The sequence below is a fragment of the Geotalea uraniireducens genome (assembly GCF_027943965.1).
Taxonomy (GTDB): domain Bacteria; phylum Desulfobacterota; class Desulfuromonadia; order Geobacterales; family Geobacteraceae; genus Geobacter; species Geobacter uraniireducens.
In genome coordinates, this window is sequence record NZ_AP027151.1 from 2,805,324 (window position 1) to 2,826,225 (window position 20,902).

Annotated in this window: 22 protein-coding genes; 2 read left to right on the forward strand and 20 right to left on the reverse strand. The window is 55.4% G+C overall.

What is annotated here, in order from left to right; all coding sequences use genetic code 11:
* Positions 1-43: 43 nt before the first annotated feature.
* Together nifS and nifU are read right to left on the reverse strand one after the other, a co-directional pair.
* On the reverse strand, positions 44-1,219 hold the full coding sequence (gene nifS / locus QMN23_RS13160) for a cysteine desulfurase NifS (RefSeq protein ID WP_281999787.1): 1,176 nt from the start codon (positions 1,217-1,219) through the stop codon (positions 44-46).
* On the reverse strand, positions 1,216-2,070 hold the full coding sequence (gene nifU / locus QMN23_RS13165; RefSeq protein WP_281999788.1) for a Fe-S cluster assembly protein NifU: 855 nt from the start codon (positions 2,068-2,070) through the stop codon (positions 1,216-1,218). The genes nifS and nifU overlap by 4 nt, the downstream gene beginning before the upstream one ends.
* 379 nt (positions 2,071-2,449) lie before the next feature.
* Between nifU and QMN23_RS13170 the strand changes: the two genes are divergently transcribed.
* Positions 2,450-2,740: a PxxKW family cysteine-rich protein gene (locus QMN23_RS13170; protein ID WP_281999789.1), complete on the forward strand. Its 291-nt coding sequence runs from the start codon at positions 2,450-2,452 to the stop codon at positions 2,738-2,740.
* A gap of 97 nt (positions 2,741-2,837) precedes the next feature.
* Entirely contained in the window at positions 2,838-3,299 is a 462-nt protein-coding gene (locus tag QMN23_RS13175) for an NUDIX hydrolase (protein ID WP_281999790.1), read from the forward strand.
* On the opposite strand, the gene QMN23_RS13180 is transcribed toward QMN23_RS13175, so the two are convergent.
* The 18 genes from QMN23_RS13180 to pilM all read right to left on the reverse strand — a co-directional run bounded on the left by QMN23_RS13180 (position 3,264) and on the right by pilM (position 20,887).
* Positions 3,264-5,654: a putative bifunctional diguanylate cyclase/phosphodiesterase gene (locus QMN23_RS13180; protein ID WP_281999791.1), complete on the reverse strand. Its 2,391-nt coding sequence runs from the start codon at positions 5,652-5,654 to the stop codon at positions 3,264-3,266. The two genes, QMN23_RS13175 and QMN23_RS13180, sit on opposite strands and share 36 nt — an antisense overlap.
* A gap of 23 nt (positions 5,655-5,677) precedes the next feature.
* Positions 5,678-6,523, reverse strand: coding sequence for a menaquinone biosynthetic enzyme MqnA/MqnD family protein (locus QMN23_RS13185; RefSeq protein ID WP_281999792.1), 846 nt, complete (start codon positions 6,521-6,523; stop codon positions 5,678-5,680).
* Between the two features lie 117 nt (positions 6,524-6,640).
* Entirely contained in the window at positions 6,641-7,036 is a 396-nt protein-coding gene (gene gcvH, locus QMN23_RS13190) for a glycine cleavage system protein GcvH (protein ID WP_281999793.1), read from the reverse strand.
* Between the two features lie 3 nt (positions 7,037-7,039).
* Entirely contained in the window at positions 7,040-8,380 is a 1,341-nt protein-coding gene (gene accC, locus QMN23_RS13195) for an acetyl-CoA carboxylase biotin carboxylase subunit (protein WP_281999794.1), read from the reverse strand.
* 93 nt (positions 8,381-8,473) lie between these two features.
* Positions 8,474-8,941, reverse strand: coding sequence for an acetyl-CoA carboxylase biotin carboxyl carrier protein (accB, locus tag QMN23_RS13200; protein WP_281999795.1), 468 nt, complete (start codon positions 8,939-8,941; stop codon positions 8,474-8,476).
* 60 nt (positions 8,942-9,001) lie between these two features.
* Complete coding sequence (locus QMN23_RS13205) at positions 9,002-10,069, reverse strand: M24 family metallopeptidase (protein ID WP_281999796.1); 1,068 nt, start codon at positions 10,067-10,069, stop codon at positions 9,002-9,004.
* Positions 10,070-10,072: 3 nt separating this feature from the next.
* Positions 10,073-10,525 carry a type II 3-dehydroquinate dehydratase gene (gene aroQ / locus QMN23_RS13210; protein WP_281999797.1) on the reverse strand — a complete coding sequence of 151 codons (453 nt, stop codon included), beginning with the start codon at positions 10,523-10,525 and terminating at the stop codon, positions 10,073-10,075.
* A 38-nt stretch (positions 10,526-10,563) separates the two neighbouring features.
* Complete coding sequence (locus QMN23_RS13215; RefSeq protein WP_281999798.1) at positions 10,564-10,926, reverse strand: roadblock/LC7 domain-containing protein; 363 nt, start codon at positions 10,924-10,926, stop codon at positions 10,564-10,566.
* Entirely contained in the window at positions 10,905-11,912 is a 1,008-nt protein-coding gene (locus tag QMN23_RS13220; protein WP_281999799.1) for a tetratricopeptide repeat protein, read from the reverse strand. The genes QMN23_RS13215 and QMN23_RS13220 overlap by 22 nt, the downstream gene beginning before the upstream one ends.
* A gap of 2 nt (positions 11,913-11,914) precedes the next feature.
* Positions 11,915-13,003: a 3-dehydroquinate synthase gene (aroB, locus tag QMN23_RS13225; protein ID WP_281999800.1), complete on the reverse strand. Its 1,089-nt coding sequence runs from the start codon at positions 13,001-13,003 to the stop codon at positions 11,915-11,917.
* Positions 13,004-13,510 carry a shikimate kinase gene (locus QMN23_RS13230; protein WP_281999801.1) on the reverse strand — a complete coding sequence of 169 codons (507 nt, stop codon included), beginning with the start codon at positions 13,508-13,510 and terminating at the stop codon, positions 13,004-13,006. It lies immediately after the preceding gene.
* On the reverse strand, positions 13,510-14,691 hold the full coding sequence (aroC, locus tag QMN23_RS13235) for a chorismate synthase (protein WP_281999802.1): 1,182 nt from the start codon (positions 14,689-14,691) through the stop codon (positions 13,510-13,512). The genes QMN23_RS13230 and aroC overlap by 1 nt, the downstream gene beginning before the upstream one ends.
* An 84-nt stretch (positions 14,692-14,775) precedes the next feature.
* The gene (locus QMN23_RS13240; protein WP_281999803.1) at positions 14,776-15,333 is read right to left on the reverse strand and encodes a hypothetical protein; all 558 of its coding nucleotides are present in this window, start codon (positions 15,331-15,333) and stop codon (positions 14,776-14,778) included.
* A gap of 15 nt (positions 15,334-15,348) precedes the next feature.
* Complete coding sequence (gene pilQ / locus QMN23_RS13245; RefSeq protein ID WP_281999804.1) at positions 15,349-18,111, reverse strand: type IV pilus secretin PilQ; 2,763 nt, start codon at positions 18,109-18,111, stop codon at positions 15,349-15,351.
* An 11-nt stretch (positions 18,112-18,122) separates the two neighbouring features.
* Positions 18,123-18,665, reverse strand: coding sequence for a pilus assembly protein PilP (locus QMN23_RS13250; protein ID WP_281999805.1), 543 nt, complete (start codon positions 18,663-18,665; stop codon positions 18,123-18,125).
* On the reverse strand, positions 18,646-19,245 hold the full coding sequence (locus tag QMN23_RS13255; protein WP_281999806.1) for a type 4a pilus biogenesis protein PilO: 600 nt from the start codon (positions 19,243-19,245) through the stop codon (positions 18,646-18,648). Before QMN23_RS13255 ends, QMN23_RS13250 begins: the two co-directional genes overlap by 20 nt.
* Positions 19,246-19,265: 20 nt before the next feature.
* Positions 19,266-19,838: a PilN domain-containing protein gene (locus tag QMN23_RS13260; RefSeq protein ID WP_281999807.1), complete on the reverse strand. Its 573-nt coding sequence runs from the start codon at positions 19,836-19,838 to the stop codon at positions 19,266-19,268.
* Positions 19,832-20,887 (reverse strand): type IV pilus biogenesis protein PilM, encoded by a 1,056-nt coding sequence (gene pilM, locus QMN23_RS13265; protein ID WP_281999808.1) that lies wholly within the window; start codon positions 20,885-20,887, stop codon positions 19,832-19,834. Before pilM ends, QMN23_RS13260 begins: the two co-directional genes overlap by 7 nt.
* Positions 20,888-20,902 lie beyond the last annotated feature (15 nt).

A 20,902-nucleotide genomic window follows, 5' to 3' on the forward strand; every position in this document is an offset into this window, starting at 1 on the left:
ATGCCACCGGCATCCCCCTTTTTGCAGCATAACTTTCTGCTGCCTACTTATCGAGAAATTCCCGCCCGAAGGGGGACATCTGCCGCAGCCGTTCAATCACCGGCGGCAATTCCCGGATGATCGCCTCGATATCACTGTCGTCATTGAAGCGTGACAGCGAAAAGCGGACCGAGCCGTGGGCGCAGGTGAAGGGGACTCCCATCGCCCGGAGGACATGGGAAGGCTCCAGGGAGCCGGAAGTACAGGCGCTCCCCGACGAGGCGCAAATCCCTTTTTCGGAAAGGAGCATCAGGATTGCCTCCCCTTCGACAAACTCGAAGGCGATCGAGAGGGTGTTGGGAAGGCGCTCCGCCTGCCCGCCATTGATCCGGGCATGGGGAATGAGGGCCAGCAGCTCCTTCTCCAGCCGGTCGCGCATCGCCTTCACCCGGCCATTCTCGTCGGCCATGTGCAGCGCCGCTAGTTCACAGGCTTTCCCCAGGGCGATAATGGCGGCGGTATTCTCGGTACCGGCCCGCCGGCTCCGTTCCTGATGCCCACCGACCAGAAACGGCCGGAACGGCACCCCTTTACGGAGATAGAGGACCCCGATCCCTTTCGGCGCATGGAGTTTATGGCCGGAGAGCGACAGCATGTCCACGGTCGACGTCGCCATGTCGAGGGGGATTTTCCCCACCGCCTGGACGGCGTCGGTGTGGAAGAACGCCCCTTTTCCCTTCTCCTTGACGATCTTGCCAATCTCTTCGATAGGAAAGACCACCCCGGTCTCGTTGTTGGCATACATCACCGAAACGATGGCGGTATCCTGGTCGATCGCGCCCCGCAGTTCATCCAGATCGAGGCGGCCTTCGCCATCGACGTTCAATTCGGTCACCCGGTAACCGCGTTTGCCGAGATTGCGGCAGAGTGTGAGGACTGCCGGATGCTCGACCCGGGTAGTAATAATGTGCCGCCGCTCCGGGTAGACTTCGAGAGCCGAGCGAATCGCGGCATTGTCGCTCTCGGTGCCGCAGGCGGTAAAGACGATCTCCTCCGGCGAGGCGCCGAGCAGCTGTGCCACCCGATTGCGCGCTTCATCAACCTTTTTCTGCACCTGGCCGCCGAAAAAATGCATCGAACTCGGATTGCCGTACAACTCGCAGAAGTAAGGGCGCATCTCCTCGAAAACCGCTTCGTCCACCTTGGTGGTGGCGTTATTGTCGGCGTAGATCTCTTTCATCCCTCCACCTCCACGACGACAATGTCATCGGCAACCAGTTCCCGCAATTTGGCCTCGACAAACTTGGCGGTGTTTCCCGAAGCGGAGCAGCCGGCACATGCCTTGCGAAAGGCAATCTGCACCTCGCTTCCGGAAATATCCACCAACTCCAGGTCGCCGCCGTCGGCCCACAGCAGCGGCCGGATCTCCTTCTCCAGGGTCTCCTGAATCAGCTGCATTTTGCGCAGATTGGTCAGCTTCTCAGGCTTTTTCGGTGTTTCCTTCGCCTCGGTCCCGAGCACTTCGGCAATCAGCTCCTTGATCCGCGGCAGACAGCCGCCGCAGGCACCGCCGGCCTTGGTGAAATGGGTCACCTGCTCGGCAGTGGTCAGCTTGTTGGCGGCAATGACCTTTTTCAGGAAGACATCGGTCAGGCCGAAGCATTTGCAGACAACATCCCCTTCCAGTTCCTCATGGTCGTGGTTATGGGTCGGTACCGGCCCGCCACGGTACTTGGCAATGGCGACCTCTAGCGCCTCCTGCCCCATGACCGAGCAGTGCATCTTCTCCTCCGGCAGACCGCCGAGGTAATCGGCAATCTCCTGGTTGGAAACCGCCAAGGCCTCGTCCAGGGTCCTGCCCTTGATGATATCGGTCAGCGCCGATGAAGAAGCAATGGCACTAGCACAGCCGAAGGTTTGGAACTTGGCGTCGATGATTCGATTCTTGTCCTCATCCAGTTTGATATACAGTTTAAGGGCATCGCCACAGGCCAGACTCCCTACCTCGCCAACTGCATCCGCATCCTTTATCTCCCCAACGTTATGCGGATTCAGGAAATGATCCCGAACCTTATCCGTGTAATCCCACATGGAACCCTCCTTATCGTTAATGCTCTACCGGTTTAATACTATAGCAAATTTGTCAGGTATTCAACAACGAGTTCTTGCCGGCAATAAAAAAAGAATGGCGCGGGCCGCTGAACGCGACCGAAGCGCCAATGCTTTCGGGACAGAGAAAAGATGAGAACGGGAGCAGCAGGATAACGCTTCACCGGCAGATGCGACCGACGCGACGCACCTGGACTGCGTCTTACGCTGCAAACGTCGAAAAGGTTAATATAACGGCTTGAGTGAGTCAAGCGAAACGGGCCGGCGACGGGGATTTTTCCTGTTGACATTTTTCTTTTGGAATTGCTACATTCAAAAGCAGACGGTTACGGAACAAACAATAGATTTAGGAGGAAAAAGGATGCAGTGTCAAACGGTACTTCCCGGTACCGAGTGTACCTTCTGGGGAAAGCAGGGTTGCATATTCACCGGCGGATCATGCCAGGTTGTGGTAGAGAACTGTGAAGGGTGTGAGCGAATCGTTGACGGGACCATCGGCAAGGTCTGCAGCGCGTATCCGGCACCCGACAAGAAATGGACGGGCGGGATCTGCAATTTTGCAACGCACGTGAAAGTGGAGATCAAGGGCGAAGACCTCAAGATCAACCCCCTCAAGGCATCCAAGAAAGCCTCGGGCGGGAAGAAAAAGTAGCCCGCAACAGAAGCAGCAGACACCGAAGGGAGGACAAAGTCCTCCCTTTTTTGTTGTCGATAGCCCATCATCAGGTGTTCGTTCCCGGAGGGAAACCATGGCCTACGACCGACTTACCTGTCCCCGTTGCGGGGAAACCGTCAAAGCTTACCGCAACCCTGTTCCAACCGTCGACATCATCATTGAAACGGCTGGCGGGATCGTCCTGATCGAGCGGAAAAACGAACCACTTGGCTGGGCACTGCCGGGAGGGTTTGTCGACTATGGCGAGACGCTGGAAACGGCGGCAATTCGGGAAGCCCGCGAAGAGACCTCCCTGGAAATTCGTAATCTGCGGCTGCTCGGCTGTTATTCCGATCCGGCACGGGATCTTCGCCAGCATACCATCTCAACTGTTTTCATCGCCACTGCCGATGGCCTGCCGCAGGCGGCTGACGACGCAGCGGCTGTCGCCGTGATCCCCCTGGATCAACTGCCGGTCGAACTCTGTTTCGACCACCGGAAAATTCTGGACGATTACCTGCTAACCATCGGCCGTTTCCCGGCCGATCGGCCATGAATCGGCTCCGCACCTTTCACGAAGGAAAGCAGCGACTTCACCCGCCGGCATTGGCGTACTGACGAGAAACCCTTGTACTTCGTCGCAGTTGTTTTCACTCAGGAAATTCAACTGGCCCTCAGTTTCGACCCCCTCGGCAATAACCTTCAGGTTCAGGCTGTTCCCCATAGCAATGATCGCCGTCGTAATAGCGGCATCGGCCGAATTGACCTCAACGTCCCGGACAAATGACTTGTCGATCTTGAGAGTATTGATCGAAAAGCGCTTGAGATGGGCGAGCGAGGAATAGCCGGTACCGAAATCGTCGATTGAGATATGGATGCCGAGGTCTTTCAGCTCATTGAGAACCGAGACGGCAAAATCGGGGTTCTGCATGATGACGCTTTCGGTAATTTCCAGCTCCAGCAGTTCAGCTTCCAACCCCGACTCTTCCAGAATACCGCGGATCATTTCCAGCAGATTGCGCTGCTGGAACTGATATCCAGAAAGGTTTACCGCCACCCGCATTCGCGGCAGCCCCTGTTTCTGCCACTCCTTGTTCTGGATGCAGGCAGCCCGAAGCACCCACTCTCCGATCGGAATGATCAACCCTGTCTCTTCTGCCAGCGGAATGAACTCGGCCGGCGAAACGAGTCCCAGCGTCGGATGTGCCCAGCGGAGCAGCGCTTCCATAGCGGTAATCTGCTTCGAGACAATGTCGACCTTGGGCTGGTAATAAATGCGGAACTCGTGCTGGTCGAGCGCCTTGCGCAGGCTGGTCTCCAGGAGCAGCCGCTTGTCGGCATTGGCATCCATCTGCGGGGTGTAGAACTGGAAGTTGTTTCTCCCCTCCCCTTTCGCGTAGTACATGGCGATATCGGCTTTTTTCACGAGAGTATCGATGTTCTCGCCGTCAGACGGGTAGAGGGCGATTCCAATGCTGGTGGTAATAAACAACTCATAGGTATCGATATTGAACGGAACGGAGAGTGAGTGAAGAATCTTCTGCGCGACCCGTTTAACGTCGTCGATGTTGTCAATATTGACCAGGATCACCGTAAACTCATCGCCACCGATCCGCGCAACGGTATCCACTTCGCGCACGCAACCGGCAATCCGCTGGGCAACTTTCTGCAGCAGCTTGTCGCCCACCGGATGGCCAAGAGTATCATTGATGATTTTGAAGCGATCAAGGTCGAGGAAGAGGATCGCGAGTTGATGACGGTAGCGGTTGGCCAGGGCCTTGGCCTGCTGCAATCGGTCGAGAAAGAGGATGCGATTGGGCAGTTCGGTGAGGATATCGTGATGGGCAAGCCGATAGAGTTGCTCCTCGGCCTGTTTCCGCTCGGTAATATCGCGGCAGATTCCCCAGATCACCTGGGAATTGCCGTCATCAAAGCCACAGGTCAGGTTACCTTCGACGACGACTTCCCGGCCGTTCTTCGCGACCAGCACCGATTCGAGGGGACTGAGGGTATCCCCGGCCAGAACGCGGGCGATCTCAATACTGCACTGTTCTCGGCAATCGGGACGAATGATATCGAAGAAAGAGATGGTACCTGTCTCCTCCAGCGTATAGCCGAGGGTCTTCTGCCATGCATCGTTAACGTAGAGGAACCGGCCTTCCGCGTTGACAGTGAGAATCAGGTCGTTGGCAGTATCGAGAAAATTAACCAGCCGCTCCTCACTCTCCTTGACGGCAGAGGATTCGCGGCGCAGGGCGCCGACGAAATAGGAGCCGATGAACGAAACCGCGGCATTCAACAGGGTTACCCACAGCCAGATGAGCAGCAGATAGAGACCGTCGCGGTGAATGGCAGAATCGACGAACGGCATCCGCACATTGGGAACCAGTTGCAGTTTCTCAGCTGTCAGCAAGGCGCCGTAAAGCAGCCCACCGCAGACACCGACCAGCCAGACGTCACGTTTGTGTTCGCTGAGAAAGGCAGCTTCGATAGTGATGATCAGATAGACGGGCCAGAACCAGCTCGACGCTCCGCCACTCAAGTGGATGAGCACCGTCACCAGCACCAGATCGAGGAGGATCTGGAGCAGATTGACGAGCCGATAGCAGCAGCAGAGTCGACGATGATAGGTGTGAAGCAGAAAGTTGTAACCGATGACCGAGGCCACCGTACCAAACAGGAAGAAGGTCTGTGACCGGGACAAAAAGAGACCGAACCGGCTGAAATAATAAGAACTTCCGGCAAAGAGGCAATATGCGGCGATCAGAGCGAGCAGGAACCAGCGGGTCTTCACCACCAGCGAGATTCGCGCCTGAAGTTCCTCATGCTGTTCATAATCGGCGGTCTTGAGGCCATCCCGGACCTGCCACAACCGCTTGGAAAGGGCATTAAACCAGTTCGAATTCACCATAGGGCCCTGAGTCATAGTAAAAGTTACAGCAAATCACATGCCACACTGCCACCATACAGGCTGATCTCGGGAGCTGTCGCCACCAGGCCAAGTTCCGCGGCAAAACGGTAAAACGATTTCAGGCCATCCAGATGTGCCGCGGTCAGGTCGTAAGAAATCGTCTGCCAGTAATCGACGAGCACATCTTGCTGACACCACGAGCGTTCCGGTGACTCGGCCGCAATCTCGGGATACGAGTCATAGGCGATCCTTTGGGCGCTAATCAGCTCGGCGCTCAATTGACGTACTGCTTCCGGCCGTTCCCGAACCGTTGCCCGCCGAATCAGCCAGAGGGCAAAAACGAACGGCAGACCCGTGAAATGCCGCCATAGCTCGCCGAGGTCATAGACCAGCAGATCGGTGGTGGTCAGGGATTCTTTCAGGGCGTTATCGCCGATCAGGAGGAGAGCCGGAAAGGCTTCCAATGCTGGCTGCAGAGCGAGATCGGTTCTTTCGAAACGGTTGGTAAAGCCATGGAATTTGCCGAGGATAATCTTCAGCAGGTTAACCGAAGTGTCAGATTCGGTGGTCATGCCGATGGTCGCGCCGCTGAGTTCCGTTAGCGGTACCCTCGAGAAGAGCAGCACACTCTTCACCGCACCGATGGCGCTGATCGACAGCTCCGGCAGAATGAGGTAGCGGTCGGGGTACTTCGCATATTCAATCGACGATGAAGGAGAAACGTCAATGTCTCCGGAAGCAAGCAGTTTGTTGAGGGCTGCGGGTACGCCCCGGACAAAACGATAGCCGGAGCAGGTGAAATGGCGGTGCAATACCGTGAAAATGGGCGTACAATTGGCATACTCGATCTGGCCGATGGTAATAGTCATGGCAACTCCAGAAATCGCGGGGCCAAGGCCGACCGGTCACTTCCCCGGAAATTGAAGGCAAAACAAAGGCGAGACTACCGTCCCGCCTTCTTCTTTCTTAGCCGCCACAGGGCGGAGTCACTCTTCTTCTTCTGTTTCGGTTACGCTTTCGGCGTAATCGTCTGCCGACATCAACGACTTGAGTTCTTCGGGGTCGCGAAGGGCGACGACAGCTATCCAGCCACCGTCGTAAGGATCGTCATTCATGATCTCAGGAGAAGATTCGAGTTCTTCGTTAACTTCGAGAACCTCGCCGCTCAAGGGTGCATACAATTCGGCCAACGCTTTTCGCGCCTCCACCGAGCCGAATGAATCATCCTGCTCCAGTTCGTCACCGACCGATGGCAACTCGACCGCACTGATCAGACCGAGACTTTCCTGAGCGTAGTCGGTAATCCCGACCACCGCTCGTTCCCCCTCGACCCGTACCCAGACATGCTCTTTGCTGTACTTGAGTTCTTCAGGAAAATCCATGGCCTACTCCAAAACGATCCTTTCCAGAAAACCGGTATCGATATCTCCCTCGATGAAATCCTTGTTTGCCATGATCCGCTTGTGAAAAGGAATCGTCGTCTTGATACCGCCGATGATGTACTCGTCGAGAGCGCGAGCCATCCGTTTGATAGCGTCTTCACGGGTTTCGGCATGAACGATCAGCTTGGCGATCAGCGAATCATAGTGGGGAACGACCATATATTGGTCATAGACGAACGAATCGATCCGCACTCCCAGGCCACCGGGGGTGTGATAACCGTCAATCCGCCCCGGTGAAGGGGTGAATTTGACCGGGTCTTCAGCATTGATCCGACATTCGATAGCATGACCCTGAATCTTGATATCGCTCTGTTTGTAGCGGAGCTTCAAACCGGCGGCGGAACGGATCTGCTCGCGCACGATGTCGATGCCGGTCACCATCTCCGTAACCGGGTGCTCCACCTGGACGCGGGTGTTCATCTCCATAAAGTAGAAGTTGCCGGTTTTGTCGACCAGAAACTCGATAGTGCCGACGCTGTTGTACCCCACCGCCTTGGCGGCCCTGACGGCGGCCTCGCCCATCGCCTTGCGCAACGCCGGAGTACTGACCGGCGACGGCGCCTCTTCGATGATCTTCTGGTGACGGCGCTGAATCGAGCAGTCACGTTCGCCGAGATGAATGACATTGCCGTGTTTGTCAGCCATAATCTGAATTTCGACGTGACGGGGACACTCACAATATTTCTCGATGTAGACTTCAGGATTGCCGAATCCGGCCTGCGCTTCCGCCCGGGCCGTAGCAAAGGCGTTGGGCAGGGTTGCCGGCGAATGGACGATTTTCATCCCTCGACCGCCGCCGCCGGCCGTAGCCTTGATGATCACCGGGTAGCCGATCTCCTTGGCTATCCGGATTGCATCATTGACGTCGTTGACCCCCTCCTTGGTACCGGGAAGGATCGGCACGTCTTCTTTGATCACCGCTTGGCGCGCACTGATCTTATCCCCCATGATCCGCATACTCTCCGACGACGGGCCAATGAAGGTAATCCCGCAGTTTTCGCAGATTTCGGCAAAAGCGGCATTTTCCGACAGAAAGCCATAGCCGGGATGGATCGCCTCGGCATCGGTCAGTTCGGCGGCACTGATAATGGCGTTGATATTGAGATAGCTTTGCAGGCTCGGCGCCGGCCCGATACAGACGCTTTCGTCGGCCAGCTTGACGTGGAGGGACTCCTTGTCGGCCAGGGAATAGACTGCCACGGTCTTGATTCCGAGTTCCTTGCAGGCCCGGATAACCCGAAGGGCAATCTCTCCGCGGTTGGCAATGAGAACTTTATGAAACATTGAACTCTCCGTAGTATTGATTGAACGGCATAGATGGGAGCGGATAGCCGCGGCAAAAAAGCCGCGAGCCTCCGGCAACGGGCTCCAGACCGATTAGAGCGGCTCCACCACGAAGAGCGGTTCGCCGAATTCGACCGGCTGGGCGTTTTCCTTGCAAATCTCAACGATCTTACAGCGGAACTCCGCTTCGATCTCATTCATCAGCTTCATCGCCTCGACGATGCACAAGACCTGCCCCTTTTCGACGGTCTGGCCAACCTCGACGTACGGCGCCGCATCGGGAGCCGGCGCCCGATAAAAGGTCCCGACGATCGGCGAAACGATCTCTTTCCCTTTAGCAGGAGGGGCCGGTGCCGGAGCCTCGGCAGCCGGGGCCGCCGGCGCGACCTGCGGCATGATCTGGGGAGGGATGGCAAGGGTCGGCGCAGGTTGATAATTAACCACCGCCGCCGCATTGCCCCGCTTGATACGGACCTTCTCCTCGGCCGCCTCAAGTTCGAATTCGGTGATATCCGTTTCGGTTACCATCTTTATCAACGATTTAAGATCCTTAATATCCATACATTTCTCCTTTAGTGGTCGTTCCGAGACATCGCCCCGGCAAAATGGGCCGCGCCCATATTACACTATTAACAGGTCCTTGGGAACCTTCGTCAGCAAACGATAACCGTCGGCTGTCACTACCACAGTATCCTCAATCCTCACACCACCCCAGCCGGGGATATAGATCCCGGGTTCAATGGTGAAGACCATCCCCTGTTCGGCAATGCCCTCGCTGCGCGGAGAAACAACTGGCTTTTCGTGGACCTCCAGGCCGACGCCATGGCCGAGCCCGTGACCGAAATAGTCGCCATATCCCCGTTCAGCAATAGTATCCCGAGCGAGTTGGTCAAGCAGCCGCAGTTCGACTCCCGGCCGCACCGCCGCCAGAGCCCGATCATGAGCTTCCTTGACCAGTGCATATATCTCACGCTGCCGATTGTCGGGCTCGCCAACTGCCACCGTTACTGTTTCATCCGAATGGTAACCGTTGAAAACCGTGCCGTAATCGATGGTCACCAGTTCCCCGGTCGCCACGATTTTCCCGCTCGCCCGACCGTGAGGAAGCGCCCCCCGTTCACCTGATGCTACAATAAAATCGAAGGACTTTTCGTCCCCGCCGGCCCGGCGCATGGCAAATTCGAGTTCCCGCGCAAAATCGCACTCGCTGACTCCCGGCGCCAGATATGTCAGGGAGGCGAGCAGGGCCTCGGAAGCAATCCGGGCGGCATCGGCGAGCAGATCGAGTTCAGCAGCCGACTTGACAACCCTGAGCAGCGACAATTCTTCCCCGATCGGCACAAAATCGATGCCCGGCAGCTTGCCAACCAGGGAATGCAGTGTTGCCACGGTCAAGTGCTCTGATTCGAAACCGACCCGCCGGAAGCCCCGTTCGCTTAGCAATTCGACCACGCCATCGAGTTTCACTCGATATTGCCGCGTCTGGCAAGCGCCTACCTCCAGGGCTGCCTGGGTCGTGTAGCGGGAATCAGTAAGGAAGCAGCACTGGTCCGCGTCGACTACGACGACGCCATCACTGCCGGTAAATCCCGAGAGGTATCGGACATTACTCATGTTAAAAAACACGATGGCGTCGACATCGTGTTTTTTCGCAAAATCACGGGCTTTAGTGAGATTGGTTTGTAGCATACCTCAGTCCTTCGTGACAATCCCTTTTTTAATATGGGTAAAAAGCGCCCGCAACCCCAACAGGTAGCTGTCAGGGCCAAACCCGGCAATCTGGCCGACGGCAACCGGCGCGATAAAACTATGGTGACGGAACTCCTCCCGGCAATGGATATTCGAGAGGTGCACCTCGACGGCCGGCAGCCCGACGGCAGCGATTGCGTCGCGGAGGGCCACGCTGGTATGGGTATAGGCGGCAGGATTGATCAGGATCCCGTCGCAGCAGCCGAGAGCACCGTGAATCGCTTCAACCAATGCCCCTTCGCCGTTGGCCTGTACAAAGGTAACGTCACAGCCGAGCTCCTGTGCAAGGACACTGATCGCGGCATTGATTTCATCCAGAGTCGCGACGCCGTAGATCCCCGGTTCCCGTTTGCCAAGCATGTTCAGATTTGGCCCGTGAACGACCAGAATTTTCATGAAATCGCCACTCCTTGTCCCCAGGGTTGAGCCGCGAATTACGCTAAAAGCTCGCCGATCGCCGGCGCTTCGCGCATCAACAGGTAACGACCCTTACCGAAGTTGCCGTCCGCAGCCAAGGCAAGAATCAGGAATAGATCGTCATTGATTGCCCGGATGATTACCCGTGACATTGCGGTGTTGACTGACAGCTCCTGCAGTTCACCGGTCTTGAGGACCTCGACGGCACTACCGACTTCTTTCATGATTGTGGCGTACTCGACGGCCATGAGCCGCAGATCAAGGGTGCCACTATCGGTCAGATACTCATCAATAGGGATGCCATCGTACCCCATAACGGTCGCGCCAAGCCCCCCCTCGACCGTCTCCACGATCGCCTTTAATGTTTCTCTGAGCGACATTGCCGAATCCTCCCGATAGTGTCAAGCCATCCGTCAAGCACGGCAACGACGTCCCCCGGCGGATTTCCCAAGGGAGACGGAGCTGCCGGTGCCGTATCATCAACAATGAGATCGGGCACCGCGGCTGAAGCCGTTGCGCATTCCCCGGCAAACGACAATCCACCCACCCCGGCAAGCCGCCGGTCGAGTTCAGCGATCCGCGCCTTGATCCCTTCGTTGGTCGGGTCGGTGCCAAGCATTTCGGTGTAGATAGTCCGTGCCTTGTCCAGAAAGCCTTGGGCAACATAGAGCTCGGCAACCGTCGAGGTAACGAAGGGGATTTCCTCTTTGACCGCCGTTGCCGGTTCCTCAGCCATTTCCGGTACAGCAACCGTCAGTGGTGGTGCTGCGAAATCGATCTCGGCACCCTCTGCCCCGGGCATCTCATCTTCGTCAATTTCGTCAGCCAAATCCTCGATGATCTCCACTTCTTCGAGCAGGGATTCATCGTCGAACTCCCAACTGCCATTTTCGGCGGGGACATCCTCACCGGGAAAGAGATCGTTCCCCAGTCCGGAAAACCGCTCCGTCGACCGGCATAACGCTTCATAGGCAACCTTGCTTTCCAGATCGTCTGGATTGAGTGCCAGGATGGTTTCCAGACTTTTGCCGGCAAGGGCGGATTCTCCGGCATCAATATAAAGCTGGCTTAACAGCTTCTGGGCAAGCAGGTTGTCCGGCGTTACCCTAACAACTTTCTCCAATGCCGCCCGGCTTTCTTCTTTGTCCCCTTTTTCGAAACAGGCACGACCCAGGGACATGAAACCACCTACATACTCGGGATGAATATCGATCCCCTTGCGGGCCGTATTGATAGCATCGTCGAGTAAGCCAACCTTGCGGTAGAGTTCGGCCAGGGGGGCAAAGCAGTATGAAGAGGGATCCTTGGCCAGCATGTCTTCGTAACGCTTGATGTCGGTCCAGAACGATTCGGCCTCGTTAGCCATGATCACCCCCGGATACCGCAGATTTCGAGCAACTCCGTCAAATCCTGCAACGTGGCAATGGAAAAACCGCCAATCCCTTCGTTCAAGACAAAATGCAGCCCTTCATCGCGCGATTTCTTGTCGCGGAGTAAGGCAGCAGCATACTCGCCGGCCGGGAAGACCGGTAAAACAGTGGGCAAGCCAAACGCTTGCAACAACTTTTCGATCCGGACGGTATCGGCCGGAGAAGCGATCGTACGGGCAGCGGCAATCCGGGCCGCCTGGACCATACCGATCGCCACCGCTTCGCCATGAAGGTAGGTAGAGTAGCCGGTCAGCGTCTCCACTGCATGGCCGAGCGTGTGTCCATAGTTGAGCACCGCCCGCAGCCCTGCCTCGCGTTCGTCGCGTTCTACAACCGACGCCTTCAGGGCACAGGAGCGCATAATCACTTCAGTGAGACAGGATGTTTCGCGGGCACGGAGAGCAGACTCCGCTGTTTCAAGGTATTCAAACAGGTTCCGATCGAGCACGACCCCGTACTTGATCACTTCAGCCATTCCGCCGAGATATTCCCGCTCGGGGAGGGTCGAGAGCGTTTCAACGTCGATCACCACGGCCCGCGGTTGATAGAAGGCACCGATCAGATTCTTCCCTAGCGGATGATTGATCCCGGTTTTGCCGCCGACGCTGCTGTCCACCTGGGCAAGCAAGGTGGTCGGGACTTGGATGAACGGGACGCCGCGCAGAAAGGTGGCCGCAGCAAATCCGGCCATATCTCCGACAACTCCGCCGCCGAGAGCGACGATGAAAGCGTCGCGGGTCAACCCGGCTTCGAGCAGGCCGTCATATATCAGGCTGAGAGTAGCACCGTTTTTGTACTCCTCACCGTCCGGAATTTCAATTCTGTAGGGAGTAAAACCGGCCGTGGCAAGAGCGGTGGCAACCCGGTCACTATAAAGCGGGCCAACGGTGGTATTAGTGATAATCGCAGCGTTACGGCCAAGCCGCAGCCCACGGCAGACTACACCAAGGCTGCCAAGCGTCCCCGCCCCTACCGTAATCGTATAGCTCCGCTCTCCGAGATTGACCCTTAATTCGCTACCCGGCACTCATCTCCCCTCGATAAAACGCAGAATTTCAGCGACCACATCTTCCACTGTTTTCCCAGTGGTGTCAATCCTCAAGTCCGCGTCAGCATAAAATGGCTCGCGCTCGGCAAGCATTGCCGCCACCGCTTCCGGCGACCTGTTGCGGTGAAAAAGCGGCCGTTCGCATTCACCGCGCAAACGATCCAGAATAGCGTCGGTCGACGCGGTCAGATTGATCACTACCCCCGCCTCGTGAAGCAGGCGCCTGTTAATCGCGGCAATAACCGCTCCTCCGCCCGTCGAAACTACAAAGCCAACAGAATTGGCCAAGGCGCGAATCCGGTCGGTTTCGAGTGATCGGAAATGCTCCTCGCCATAACGGGAAAAAATTTCATTAATGGTCAGCCCGGTTTCAGCGACTATCTGCGCATCGAGATCGCAATAACGAAAAACAAGCCTCTCGGCAAGGATTTTCCCAACGGTGCTCTTGCCGGTACCCATGAAACCGGTGAGAATGAGGTTCCGCATCAGAATGCCCGCAGATATTCGCGATAACCATCGTAATTCCGCTGGATCTCTGCTAGGGAATCACCGCCAAATTTCTCCAGAAAGGCAGCGGCAATCTCGATCGCCACCACCGCTTCGGCCACAACTGCCGCAGCAGGGACCGCACAGACATCAGACCGTTCCACGGTGGCCTCGAACGGCTCCTTGGTCTGCATATCCACCGATTTGAGCGGCCGGTAAAGAGTAGGAATCGGCTTCATCGCCGCCCGGACAACGATCTCTTCGCCATTGGAAATCCCCCCCTCAAGACCTCCGGCATTATTAGTCTTACGGAAAAAGCCGGACGCTTCGCCTTGGCCCAGTCGGATCGAGTCGTAATAAATTTCGTCGTGCACCTGCGAGCCTGGTCGCCTAGCCGCGTCAAAGCCGAGACCAAACTCGACCCCCTTTATTGCTTGAATACTCATCAACCCCATGGCCAACCGGGCATCAAGCTTGCGGTCCCACTGGACATGGCTACCAAGTCCGACGGGAGCCCCCGTCACAATGATCTCCACCACTCCACCAACGGTATCCCCGGAATCTTTCGCCTGATCGATCAGCGCTTTCATCCGCGGTTCCACCGCAGCATCGTAGGTAAACAGTTCAGAACCGGCAGCCTGTTCCCTGAGACGGGCCAAGGGGAGTTCCGGGCGCTCCGCCCGAATACTTCCCAGCTCCGCAACGAATCCGGATACTGTAATGTCAAATGCGGCAAGCAGTGCCTTGGCCACTGCCCCAACGGCCACCCGAACGGCGGTTTCACGGGCGCTGGACCGTTCCAGGATATTCCGCACGTCGCGATGATTGTACTTCATCGCTCCCGCCAAGTCAGCATGCCCCGGCCGGGACCGGGTAACCCTGATCTTGTCGTCCCGATGACGCGCATCAGGAGACATCCGTTCCTCCCAGTTGCTCCAGTCCTTGTTGCGCACGCAAAGAGTGATCGGCGAGCCGATGCTTTCGCCCCAGCGGACCCCGGATAGAATCTGCACAGTATCCTTTTCGATCAACATCCGCCCACCACGGCCGTAACCACACTGGCGACGGGCTAAGTCGACATTGATAGTCTCCTCTGAAATTTTCAAACCGGACGGCATCCCCTCAATGATCGCTGTCAGTTGCGGTCCATGCGATTCACCGGCGGTAAGGTAACGAAACATTGCTGATCCTTTTCAAAAAAGTCGGGCAGACAAACTGTCTGCCCTGATTGGCAACCCTGTGAAGTTGTTTAATGAACTACCCGATCATGGCGCAAGGAACCAGACAACCGAATTCATCGAGGTAGATACCGGTTCGTTCGTCAGCGTCTCGTATCCTTCAAAAGTTATATCAAGCTGATACTTCAACAATTTTCCGGAGTAGAGCGAAGGATTCGCAGCGACAATCGGTAAAAGTTCGTCAATTTCAACCCAACTAAATACCGGGTAATTGTCTATTTTCCCCGTGCTCCCGCCGGGAACCAGCAAAGAGATCGGATTGACCACCGGGACGGTGGTAAATAGCGGCGAATAACGCTCGCGGGTCCCCGATGAATACGTTTCAAAGGGAAGAGGAGTGTAGCGTAGCGTCTGCTTGGTTATGTTAACGTCGGAAGGAGTGATCCCAGTGTAAGTATTTGAGGCTACAGTAAACGACAGCGTCCCCACCGATGAATAGGTCGCGAAAGCCGCCGACGACGTACCATTAGTGATAGAGGCTGTCAGATAGGTTGTTGCCCCCCCGCCACTCCCACCGCTACTGCCGCAGGCAGTCAAGACGAAAAGGCCCAATAAGATCGCGAATCGAAAAACGAGACTACGCATTTCATCCCTCCTTGATTAACTTACGATTTTCGGCGTAATAAAGATCAGCAATTCTGTTTTTGTCTTTGTTTTGGTGTTTGACTTGAACAACCAGCCAAGCAATGGAATATCCATCAGGAACGGCACCCCCTGATCCTCGTCGGTGTCGCTATCCACATAAATGCCGCCAATCACCGTAGTCTCGCTGTTCTTGACCAGCAGTTCGGTGGTCGCTTCCTTTTTGTTAATCGGCGGCGGGCTCCCCGTCCCTGCCGAGTTATTCGTCGCCTTGATTTTCATCGAAATACTGCCATCGGAAGTAATATGGGGGGTCACTTCGAGCGTAAGGGCAGCCTCAACGAACTCGGTTTTGGTCCCCTCTGCCGAGGTTGTTTGATAGGGGATCGACTGCCCCTGCGAAATCTTGGCGGATTTATTATTGAGAGTCACTACTTTCGGCGTCGAGATGATCTTGATCAGGCCAGCAACTGCCGCAGCGGAAAGACGCATGTCGACATTGATGTTACTGGCAAGCGAGCCGAACGAAATACCAACCGCCCCTCCCGAACTGTCGGCAGCCTGAAACCCGGAAGACGCCGGGGTATTGACCACTACGCCACCGAAACCGGCATCGAGGCCGTTAATGTTCGCAAAGGATGCGGCCCCATCCTTGTAGTGAATTCCCCACTGGACCCCCAGGTCGCGAGTGAACGTCGAGGTTGCCTCGACAATTCGTGCCTCGATCAACACCTGGCGTTCCGGGATATCGAGGTTTTTGAGCAGGAATTTCATCTCCTTGATCGCCGGTTCGATATCCTTGACGATTACCCGGTTGGTTCGCGCATCCTGGGTAATGGTGCCGCGTTCACTTTTGAGCGCGTTGAACTGGGAAGCAACGTCGCTCACCGAGGCAAAGTTGATGTCGAACACCTCTGTTTTCAGCGGCATCGCCTTTTCCTCGGCTTTGTGCAGTGCCTGTTGCTCGTCGGCGAGAGTCTGAATCTTGGCTCTCGGGCGAATCTGGACAATATTGCCTTCGCGCTGCATTCCGAGGCCCTTGTTTTCCAAGATGACATCAAGCGCCTGATCCCACGGGACATTAACCAGCTTGAGACTGATAGTGCCGGTAACATCGTCGCCGACTATGAAATTCAGATTGCTGACCTCGGCAATGAGTTGAAAAATTTTCCGAATGTCGGCATCAGAAAATTCAAGGGTTACCCGCCGGCCAGTATAAACCTTTCCACCAGCTGTCGGCGTGGCAATAGCCATCAATGCAGCATCGGGAGACATATCCCGTGCAACTGTCGGCGGCGTTTTTTTTGCGCCCTTGTCAGACACAGCGGCCCCCGCTGCAACATGCTCTTTAGCAGGCGACAGATTCTTCACGTCCAGGTAGACATTGCCCCCCTCTTGCTTGAGCTCATAAGGAACGTCGTTCCGGAGCTTGACCTGCACCTTCACGTCATGCCGGCCTTGTACCTTTACCTGGTACGGCGTCACCCGCTCAATCGATCCAGCAAATGCGCTGGTATCAAGATAGCGCTGCCATTTGCGGGGGAGGAGGCAATTCTTGATGGTAAATGTCAGGCCATCGGCAGTCTTCACCGCCTTATCGAGATCGCACCCTTCGGTAATCGCAATAACTAGGCGCGAGGTATCTGCCAGCTCCTTGAAATCAATCGACTCTACCGAGGGAACGACCACTGGCTGCAGTTTCTTCTTCTCGACGTGAGCCGCAGGCTCTGCCACTTTCACCGGCGCGGCCTTGACAGACGCCGTGGTGACCGCGATAGCCTCTTCACCCTTTCCAGACGTACCGGCGTTGCTGGCAGGAACAACTTTCAGGCCGGAAGCAAACCGGTCAATGGCAAAAGCAGGGAGTCTTCCTTCCGCCGCATCCAGCACAATGCGAACCTTGTCGGGATAGGCCCCGATTCGTGCTGTCCCGACATTCAAGCTGTTGACAGGAACAACGCGAGATTCGAATCCCGATTTCACGGCAAAAAGATCAATCACGAACCGATCCGGTTTTGTCAGGCTAAAAGATTTGTAATCGGCTACCGGCCCAGAGGTGATTATGTCAATCGAATCCTTGGCAGCAACAATCGACGAAACGACAACAGGCCCTTTAGCGACTGGCTCCTCGTTGACAGTGGTATCTACAGGTTTCTCCGCTTTGGCCGAGGCAGCCGGCGCTTCAGTCGCAGAAGAATTGGATGACGTTGTTTCAACGACGGGAACCGTATTTTTTGCTTTGTCGACCGCAGCATTCTGAGTCGAGGTTTCGGCGGGCTTTTCTGCTGCCGGCACAGAAGACACCGCAACCGGCGCTTGCGCATCCCCGGCTTCTCGGGAAAGAATAGAAAGGCGCAGCACCCCCTTGTCCTGCGGATCGGCAGTAGCCGTAACCTCAGCATCGCGGGCCAGGTACACTTCAACTCGTGTCATGGCGGCTGCGCCTTCGCCATAATGTGCCGTCACGATCCGCTTGATGATCCCCTTGTTAATCTCCTGCGGAGAAACAACCGAACCGACATCCACCTGGGCGAGATCGACGACCGCCTTCGGAGGAGCGTCGGTCTTGTAGAAGGTATAGACAAGAGGCTTGTTCGCGGCAATGACGACCTGAGTGGTAGCACCATCGCCGACAACACTGACCTCCCGCAGGACGCTCCCCTGCACCTGCCCGGGCAACTGATCGCTTTTCATTGACGAATTGGCTCCGGCGCAGCCGCAGAATATCGTCACAAGCGATGCCAGGGCGAGTTTCCTGAATAATTTCATCTGGATTCTCATCAGGGATCTCCTTACTGTTTCTTCGTCAGAGAAAGCTTGACCAGCCTTTTCTTAGTCTTGCCGGCGTCATCTTTGAACTTTTCAGAAATTTCGATAAACGACGGGCCGATCTTGGTGATTACGCCGTTATTCGAACCGATATTCATGCCAACCGTAACCACGTAACCTTTCCCTGCCGGGTCAACAACCAGCGCCTTGTTTTCTCGCAAGCCGGCAATGATGCCGGTAACCCGGAACTGCCCGACAGCGTAGCTCAGTATCGGTAACAGGCTTGCCGGCCGGGATTTGGCCACGGAACCTTTTTCCACCTTTGCCTGGAGATAAGGGCGGAATGGATCTTTGCGGTTAGCAAAAACGAGGCGGGCCGAAACGCCAGGAGACAATGCAGCAGAACTGAGCTGCTTCTGCACCGGCGGCACCGATGGATTTGCTTTCGCCTTATGAACCGGCGGTGGTGGCTGGGATGCCTGCTCGCCCTTTTGGCATCCCGGCAGCGCTAGCAGCAAAGCCACCATGGCAATGAGTAACGGTACGCTATTTCTTTTTCTTATCATCCGAAGTCTCTTTCTTATCGATAAAGCGGAAGGTGGTTGCCAGGCAGTTTACCCGAACAGTTGTTCTTCCTCCAGTCGACTTGATATCAGCGAATGAGACGTTGGCAATATTCACGATCCGGGGCAATGCACCAACATCATTAAAAAAATTAGCAACACTGTAAAACGAGCCGGAAATCGAAATATCTACAGGAACCTCAGCATAAAACTCTTTTGGGACCTCGGGTTTCGGCCGGAAGAGCAGAAAATCGAGCCCGGAATTCTTTCCGGCGTCGGTTATTGCAGTAAGAAGCGAGGGAATCTCTTTCTGGTTGGGCAATTCGGTCAGCGCACTTTCAAGATCTTTTTGCAGCTGCTGGTATTCACGCTTGAGTTTCGGCAGGTTGTTGGCAATCCGGGTTTTGTCCTGCACTTCACTGCGCAGGCCTTCCAGCCGCCCCTGCAAGTCGGCGAGCTCTTTCTGCTTGGGAAGGAAGAGCCCCCAGTAAAGTGCTATCCCCTCAAAAGCAAGGATGGCAATGAAGAGGGCCATCTTTTGTCGATTCGGCAGCTTAAGAAGTTTCTCGATTTGTGGATCCATGGAGAGTCCTTGACTTGGCGTCACTTTTTGGCGACAGGCGGTTCTTCTTTTTTGAACGATTTGAGCACGCAGGTAATTTCAAACCGCTTGGCCTTGACACCGTTGAGTTCCGTCTGTTCGGAAACAACCAATTCAATATTGACATAGTCCGGTGAATTCTGCAGATTGCGCATAAAGTCCGCAATCAGCGTTTCATCGAGAGCTACCCCGCCGATACTGACATTAGGACCGTTCTCGCTGTATTTTGTCAGCCAGAGCTTCTCGGGCGTGGCATCGCTCAGAGTGGCCAGCCGTCGTACCGGGCCGGTCTTTTCCTTACGCAACTGGGCAAGTACGTCGAGCTTTTTGGTTACCGCTTCTTTCAGCTTCTTGATGTTTTCCAGCTCGCCGATCTTCGTCTTCAACTGCCGCAGGTCATTTTCTGCGGTGTCGATTTCACTCTTGACTGACTTGATCCGCGCCTGGGCATAGCCATAAAGCCCCAGTCCCGCCACCAATACAACAGCCACAGAGACGACCAGCAACGCCAGTTGTTGTTTGGCGGTTTCCTTTTTCTTCGACGTCCGAACCGGTAGAAGGTTGATCCTTACCATTTATCCCCTACCCTCCTTGTGGCCAGCCCCAAGGCAACGGTAACGAGCGGCGCGATTTCCTGCAGGTATCCCAGATCGAATTCTTTCTCGTTGTAAACTATTTTCTGCAATGGATTGAGCATCTCAACCGGCACGCCAAGTTTATTGTGCACCGCTTCGGCAAGCATTTGCGTCTTGGCGGCACCACCACTCAAATATACTTTACTGATTTTCCCGTCCCCGGCTGTCGTATTGTAGAAGTCCAGCGAGCGACGAATTTCAATGGCCAGAGTTTCATCAATCCGCGAGAGGATATCCCGCAACTTCGTCTTATCCGCACATTCGCCGCTAATTTTGGCTGCCTCGGCGTCTTCACTGCTCAAAGCGAATTGTTTCTGGATTTCTTCGGTGAAAAGATTCCCTCCCATCTGAACATCACGGGTGAAGAGCGATACCCCCCCCTTGACAACATTGAGGTTCAGAATGCTCGCGCCAATGTTAATCAGGGCCACGACCTCGTCAGGAGCCGAATCATAATTCTGCTCATAGATATTCTGCACCGCGAACGAATCGACATCGACAACGACCAGCTTCAGGCCGCTTTCGGCAAAGACGTTCACATAGTCGTTGATGATGTCCTTCTTGCTCGCCACCAGCAGAACGTTCATTCGGGACGGGTCTTCTTCATCAGGATCAAGAATCTGGAAGTCGATATTCACATCATTAATATCAAACGGGATATACTGCTCGGCTTCCCACTGAATCTGATCTTCTAGTTCTTCAGAAGGCATCGCCGGCAACTTGATCTTGCGGATGATCACCGTGTTACCGGAAATCGAACAGGCAACCTCTTTTATTTTAATGTTGAGGCTGGCAAAAAGACTCTTGATTGCGTCGACAACAGCTGAACTATCCATCAACGTATTGTCGACAATCGCTTCAGGTGGGAGCGGAACAATGCCAATATTCGCCAAGTAGAAGGAGCCTTTTTGCTCTCTTAGCTGTACCAGTTTCACGGAGCTGGAACCGATATCGACCCCGACGAGTTCTCTTTTCTTGGATAAAAACATAGTCTGTCCCAATGA